Here is a 7,292-nt window from a genome sequence, read left to right as displayed (position 1 = left end):
TGGTTTTGATTGGCAACGTGCGATAGTATTTCGGATTCATATCAAAAAGTATGTTTTGGACTTATAGGAAACCCATAAATTATTCTTCAAGTATATGGTAAGGAAGAGTATCTTGAAAAGAATATTGTTGATGATATCTCATATCTAAAGACAGAAAGAGCCTTACTGAATACATCCAATGATAGAGATGTATCTAGTATGATTAGTTACTTTGGTGTGTTAGTATTTGAGGGAGTGAGTAGAGTGGACTCGACCAGAATAATTTTGCAAAACGATAAGGGAAATCATCTCAGTGAAATAACTATGGTAACTTTAATTTATAAGAGCACTAGAACGAACTTTCTTCCCCATGCGCTGTTAGATAATAAGAAGTATCTGTTTATTAAAAAGGAAGCATGGTTATTTTTAAACTGATTCGAACGATTTCTCAAACTATGCTTTCGAACAAGCTAGAATCAGTATTAGAATAGGAAATACTTAAAGTGGAAAAGGAATTAAAAGTTAGTTTTAGTATTTGTTGATGGTAGTTTATAAATGCTTCTAGAAGAAAATGAAGGCTACTTGTTTTTATTAAGAGCCTTTGAATCTATTGTTTTAGGTGTTGCACTTAAAGTATATATTCAATATAGAAAAGAGTTTCCAGTTCACTCTATTAAAATTAGTTTGTTTGTAGTAAGCTATATTTAGCTCACTTATAATCAACGATCTTATTTTATTTTGTTGAAAATAAAGTTAAGTGGCTCACAAATTTTTAGTTATCTAACTTAACTTCACAATCGGTGTAATAAAAAGGATACGCTTGCATATAGAAAAAAAATATGATATTATACAATCAATAAAATGGATAGTTACCAATTTATATTGGGCTAGACCTTGGCAAACAACAAAATACTTGTTTGCTGAGGTCTTTTATTTTTCTAAGGAGTATAAAGATGGATAAAATAAAAAAGATTTTGAATAATAATGCGATATTAGTAATGGAAGTTAGTGGAATAGATTGCATTTGGGTTGGCTCAGGAATTGGTTTTCAAAAAAAGATAGGTGATGTGCCCGATCCACTAAAAATTGAGAGGAGGTTTATTATTGATAAGTCTCAAAAGTTAGAAGAAGTTGGAAAAATACTTGAATCAATTTCAATAGACTATTTAAAAGTTGCCATAGATATTGTCGAATTAGCCAAAAGTAAGATAGGAAATAATCTATCAAATGCTGTTTATATTTCTTTAGCAGACCATATTGCTAATGCCATTGATCTTCAAAAAAAAGGAATTGACACAGGAACTGAATTATCTTGGGAAGTAAAAAAGCTTTACCCTAGAGAATATCAAATTGGTAAACAGAGTCTGGATATGATTAAAGAACAAACATCGATTGAATTAAATGAAATGGAAATTGGAAATATTGCTCTTCACCTAATTAATGCACAAACAAAAGTTTTTAATCAAACAAAAGAAAATTCAAAAAAAATCAAGAATATTATAACGTTAATTAGAATTAATAATAAAATTGAGCTAGATACTGATTCACTTGCGTATGATAGATTTATTACACATTTACGTTTTTTCTTTAAACGTATGTCTAATAGGGTTAATAAAAATGTTGAAAATCCATTAATAAAAGAAGTAATCACTAGATATCCTGAGTCATATCAAACAATGAAATTGATTGAAGAATACTTAAAAGTCGAACTCAATCAAGATGAGCAAGTTTACTTGTGTTTGCATATTCAAAAACTAATTGAGAATAATTAATCTGGATTGTTACTGGTGAAGCAGGCAAGACCAAACAATGGTATTAGCTACCTTTGTTTAGTCTTGCCTTTTTTATGAATAATAAAAAATGAAGGGATGAGAAAAATGAAGTATAGAGAATTAAATGAAAAAATTTTAAAAGGTATTGGTGGTAAAGAAAATATTGGCGAAGTAAAGCATTGTGTGACTCGTCTAAGGTTTAATCTAAAAGATGAATCAAAAGCAGATCAGGCAGCTGTTGAGAAAATAAAAGGAGTTATTACTGTTGTAAAAAGTGGTGGACAATTTCAAGTGGTAATCGGAAATCATGTTCCAGAAGTGTATCAAGAGTTCCTAGAAGTAGCTAATATTGCAGAGTGTAATGATCCAGATGTTGCTGAAGTCAAAGGTCTTTTCAATAAGTTTATTGATATTATTTCAAGTATTTTTACACCAATCTTAGGTGTACTTGCTGCAACAGGAATGATCAAAGGATTAAATGCAATGTTTGTTTCCTTTGCATGGATTGGTATGGAATCAGGTACATATAAGATTCTTCAAGCAACAGGTGATAGTTTGATGTACTTTTTTCCCATTTTTCTAGGATATACTTCAGCTAAAAAATTTAAAATACCACCGTTCGTAGGAATGATAATTGGTGCTTCATTAGTTCACCCACTTATCTCAGCAATAATGGTACCAGGGACTGAACCTCTATATACTTTATTTCAAGGAACTGTGATTGAATCACCAGTTTATGTTACTTTTTTAGGAATTCCTGTAATTATGATGAATTATGGTTCTAGCGTTATCCCAATAATTATTTCAACGTATTTCGCATCGAAAATTTACAAACAAGTAGATAAAATAATTCCATCAGTAGTTAAAACATTCTTGGTTCCATTTTTTACACTGCTTATTATTATACCATTAACATTTTTAGTAATTGGACCAGTTGCAACTTGGATTGGAAATCTGTTAGGAGCGGTTACACTTGCTTTATATAATTTAAATCCAATTATTGCTGGAGTTATTATTGGGGGAACATGGCAATTATTAGTAATGTTTGGATTACATTGGGGGCTTATTCCGATTGCGATAAATAACATTGTAACCATGGGATTTGATCCTATAGTTATTTTGGGAAGTGCAACATCATTTGCAACTACTGGAGTTGTTTTAGGAATAATGATTAAAACAAAAAACAAAGATGTTAAAAGTCTGACAGTCCCTTCATTCATTTCAAGTGTGTTTGGCGTATCAGAACCATCAATTTATGGGATTACTTTACCGCGTAAAAAACCATTTTATGCGACACTTTTAGCTTCCTCAATTGCAGGTTTAATAATGGGAGCATCAGGTACAAAATCGTTTGTTATGGGAGGAATGGGAATATTTGGAATTCCAAACTATATTAATCCAGAAACTGGAATGGATAAAGGATTCTATGGTTATCTAATAGCAATAACAACAGCGTTTGTCGTGGGTTTAGTGCTATCTTTAACTGTAGCGTATTCAAATAATATGGATCCAGTTGAAGAAACTGAGACAGATAAAAATATTAGTGTTAGTCCATCTAGTTCTAATATTTTTAAAGAGAGAATGTTAACATCTCCAATGATTGGAAATGTTCTTCCTTTAAGTGAGGTAAAAGATCAAGCTTTCTCAGAAGGTTTGCTTGGAAAAGGCGTGGCAATTTTACCAGAAAATAATGTTATTTGTGCACCAGATAACTGTGTTGTTACAACTCTTTTTCCTACGAAACATGCCATAGGATTAACGTTTCAAGATGGAGTTGAGTTATTGATACACGTTGGAATGGATACTGTTAACTTAGAAGGAGAGTATTTTGAGTCTTTTGTAGAACAAGGTATGTCTGTTAAAAAAGGTGACTTGCTAATTAGATTTGATAAAGATAGAATTGTTGAAAAAGGTTATTCAATTGTAACACCAATTGTAGTAACTAATTCAGTTAACTATTTAGATGTTATAGAAACTTCAGATGAAACTGTAACAACTGAAAGTAAATTACTAACAATTGTTTTTTAAGAATGAGATAAATGATAAAAAGAAATGAGGAATTATTAATGAGAAAAAGAGCAGTTATGATTATGTTTGATACTCTAACAAGAGATTTTCTACCCAATTTTGGCAATGAATGGATTCATGCACCAAATTTTAAAAGATTGCAAAGTAAAATGATTACATTTAATCAGTTTTATGGTGGTAGTATGCCTTGTATGCCTGCTAGACGAGAACTTCAAACCGGTCGTTATAACTTCTTACATAGAAGTTGGGGTCCTTTAGAAAGTTTTGATAATTCAGTTTTTGAAAGGCTACAAGAAAATGGTATCTACTGTCACTTAGTTACAGATCATTCTCATTATTTTGAGGATGGTGGGGCAACTTATCATAATCGTTATTCTACTTGGGAAGGTTTTAGAGGACAAGAAGGTGACAGATGGATGCCACGAAGTATTGCTTTAGAAAATAAAAATCATAATCCACTAAATAAACAAGGAATTTCAGTAACACAACACTATGCTAACAGAACAGAACAATTAAAAGAAGAAGATTACTCAAGCGTTAAAACAATTGATGCAGGATTAACCTTTTTAGAAAACCATCATGATAAAGATAATTGGTTCTTACAAATTGAATGTTTTGATCCTCATGAGCCTTTTTATGTACCTGAAAAATATAGAAAAATTTATGAGGCTATTGCAGTTGAACAAGTTCCATACTGGCCTAAATATCAATCAAGCGATGAAGTTTCAGAAGAAGATCAACTTAATATGAGAAAAGAATACGCTGCCTTAATTTCTATGTGTGATTATCATTTAGGAAGAGTACTTGATTATTTTGATACATTTAATATGTGGGAGGATACTTTAATTATTGTTAATACAGACCATGGTTTTTTACTTGGCGAACATGATTGGTACGGAAAAAATATCGCGCCAATGTATCAAGAAGTGATTCATATTCCATTCTTTATGCACGTACCTACCTACCGACATAAACAGGGAGAAACCGTTGAAGGAATTTCTCAAACTATAGATATTGCATCAACTCTGTTAGATTATTTTGATATTGAGGATTATTTTGATCGTGATGGTAAATCTTTGTTAAATGTGATTGAAAATGAATTAAATCACGAAACCATTATTTTTGGTACTAATGGTGGACATGTATGTATTTATGATGGACAGTATATTTATATGAGAGCATCTAATACTAGTGATAATGGTCCGATTACGCAACAGACCTTGGCCGTTACAATGATGCGCGGATTTTTCCCAAATAAAATATTAAAGCAGATTAAATTAATCGAGGGTAACCGTTTTACAAATGGTTATCCAGTTATTGAATTAGAGGGAATGACATATATTGATTCTTATTCAATTGGTCATTTACTATTTGATATGAAGAAAGATCCAAAACAAAATAATCCTTTAAAGGATGAAGATATAGAAAATATGATGAAAGAAAAACTAATAAAAAAAATGACTGAAATTGATGCACCAGAAAGTGAATTTTTTCGTCTAGGTCTAAAAGAATAATAAAAATAAAGTAGGTATCTGTTTTGATTAAAGCTGCCTTTTCTTTATATAGTATCAGACATGGATATCAAGGGATTACTATAATTAATTGGTTATGTTAGGAGTATTGGAAGATGATAGGATTTCTTTATTTTGCTGTGATTGTATTTGCTAACACCATAGGAGCTATTTCTGGTATGGGTGGAGGTATTTTAATCAAACCAGTTTTTGATTTGATTCATGTTCACTCAGTGGCAGCTGTTTCGTTTTATTCTAGTATGGCAGTCTTAACTATGTCTGTGGTTTCAACAAGTAGACAATTAAGAAATGGGGTTCAGATTAAGTGGCTATTTGCAATTCAAGTTTCTTTAGGAGCCGTTTTCGGCGGTTTACTTGGAAATCTTGTTTTTGAAAAGATTCTTGATCTATTTCCAGGTGGACAAGAAGTTCAACTTGTTCAAATTTTCTTAACCATTCTAACATTAGTTTTCTCTTATCTTTATAGTAAGGAAATATGGAAAAATTTTCATTATGAATCTTCAATTTTAATTCTTGGGTCAGGCATTTTGTTGGGATTCTTAGCTAGTTTACTTGGTATCGGTGGTGGGCCAATTAATGTAGCATTGCTAATGTTACTCTTTAATATTCCGATAAAACAAGCAACCGTATACTCGATTATCACTATCTTCTTTTCCCAATTGGCAAAGGTAATAACTATTTTTATAACAGTTGACATGAGTCGTTATGATATAGGAATGTTGTCTTACATTATACCAGGAGCTATTTTAGGTGGATTGTTAGGTTCTTTTGTAAGTGGAAAAGTAACAGATGAAAGAGTGAATCAAATCTATCAATGGATTATTATTTTAGTTTTACTGATTAATATATACAATGGATGGAAGGTGTTCTTATGAATCACATGGTTAAAGTTCCCAGTGGAAAGTATTTAATTGGAACTAATAGCGTAGATGGTTTTTTAAAAGATAAGGAAGGTCCTCAAGTGGAAATTCAAATGGAGTCTTTTGAAATAAGCAGTACAACAATTACTAATCAAGAATTTCAACTTTTTATTAAAGAAACAGGATATGTGACAGATGCAGAGAAATACGGTTGGTCCTATGTGTTTCATTATTTCTTAGCTATGGAAGAAAAATTAAAAGCAACAGAAGTATCTGGATTAAATTGGTGGTATGCTGTTAAAGGTGCTGACTGGAAACATCCAGAAGGAAAAAACTCTAGCTTGAAAGGACGATTGGATCATCCTGTTGTCCATGTTTCACGAAATGATGCTCTAGCATATTGTGAATGGAGTGGTACAAGATTACCAACGGAAGCTGAGTGGGAAGTGGCTGCTAAGGGTGGTACAACTTATGAACGATATCCTTGGGGAAAAGAATTTCTTAAAAATAATGAGTATCATTGTAATATTTGGCAAGGAGATTTTCCTTTAACTAACACATTAGCTGATGGATTTGATGCAACAGCACCAGCTAAGTACTATGAACCAAATGATTATGGTATTTATCAGATGATAGGAAATGTATGGGAATGGTGCTTGAACCCTCAGGGAATCGATTTAAAGGAATTTAAACAAAAATCTTCGGTTGATTTTATTGATGATAACCAGTTAAAAAATGATGAGTTTTATGCAATTCGTGGTGGTTCTTTTTTGTGTCACGAATCATATTGTAAAAGATATAGAATAGCTGCTAGAAATGGAAATTCAGGCGAGTCAACTAGTAATAATATGGGATTTAGAGTAGTAAAACAAGAAACTATCTAATGAAAGTGATAAGCACCACATCAAGTGGACATGGAAAGATAACAAAATTTTTAGATAATAGACTGTGACAAATGTTATATCAATTTCCGATACCAAACAGAACAAAAACAAATCGGCATACAAGTTAACTGATATGCTTCCTATAAAGTAGACAAGGAAAAGGCAAAAATTCGTCTCTCTAACAACTGGTATTGGTAAAAGTTTAGACAATCTTTAACAGTTCGAATAGAGTCTTTG

The 7,292-nt window shown here is 31.6% G+C and carries 5 protein-coding genes; all 5 read left to right on the top strand.

The features are described from left to right. Positions 1–932 precede the first annotated feature (932 nt). The 5 genes from AC4BC5_RS15255 to AC4BC5_RS15235 all read left to right on the top strand — a co-directional run bounded on the left by AC4BC5_RS15255 (position 933) and on the right by AC4BC5_RS15235 (position 7,055). On the top strand, positions 933–1,751 hold the full coding sequence (locus tag AC4BC5_RS15255; protein ID WP_490497599.1) for a PRD domain-containing protein: 819 nt from the start codon (positions 933–935) through the stop codon (positions 1,749–1,751). A gap of 105 nt (positions 1,752–1,856) precedes the next feature. Continuing rightward, positions 1,857–3,779, top strand: a complete 1,923-nt coding sequence (locus AC4BC5_RS15250) for a beta-glucoside-specific PTS transporter subunit IIABC (RefSeq protein WP_490497598.1) — start codon at positions 1,857–1,859, stop codon at positions 3,777–3,779. Positions 3,780–3,817: 38 nt separating this feature from the next. Continuing rightward, the gene (locus tag AC4BC5_RS15245) at positions 3,818–5,293 is read left to right on the top strand and encodes a sulfatase (RefSeq protein ID WP_490497597.1); all 1,476 of its coding nucleotides are present in this window, start codon (positions 3,818–3,820) and stop codon (positions 5,291–5,293) included. A gap of 113 nt (positions 5,294–5,406) precedes the next feature. Then, positions 5,407–6,186: a sulfite exporter TauE/SafE family protein gene (locus AC4BC5_RS15240; RefSeq protein WP_490497596.1), complete on the top strand. Its 780-nt coding sequence runs from the start codon at positions 5,407–5,409 to the stop codon at positions 6,184–6,186. A gap of 5 nt (positions 6,187–6,191) precedes the next feature. Continuing rightward, positions 6,192–7,055, top strand: a complete 864-nt coding sequence (locus AC4BC5_RS15235) for a formylglycine-generating enzyme family protein (RefSeq protein ID WP_490497601.1) — start codon at positions 6,192–6,194, stop codon at positions 7,053–7,055. Positions 7,056–7,292: the final 237 nt, after the last annotated feature.

It is taken from the genome of Enterococcus sp. AMC2644, from assembly GCF_058216475.1.
This window is presented reverse-complemented; position numbering and strand designations above follow the sequence as displayed.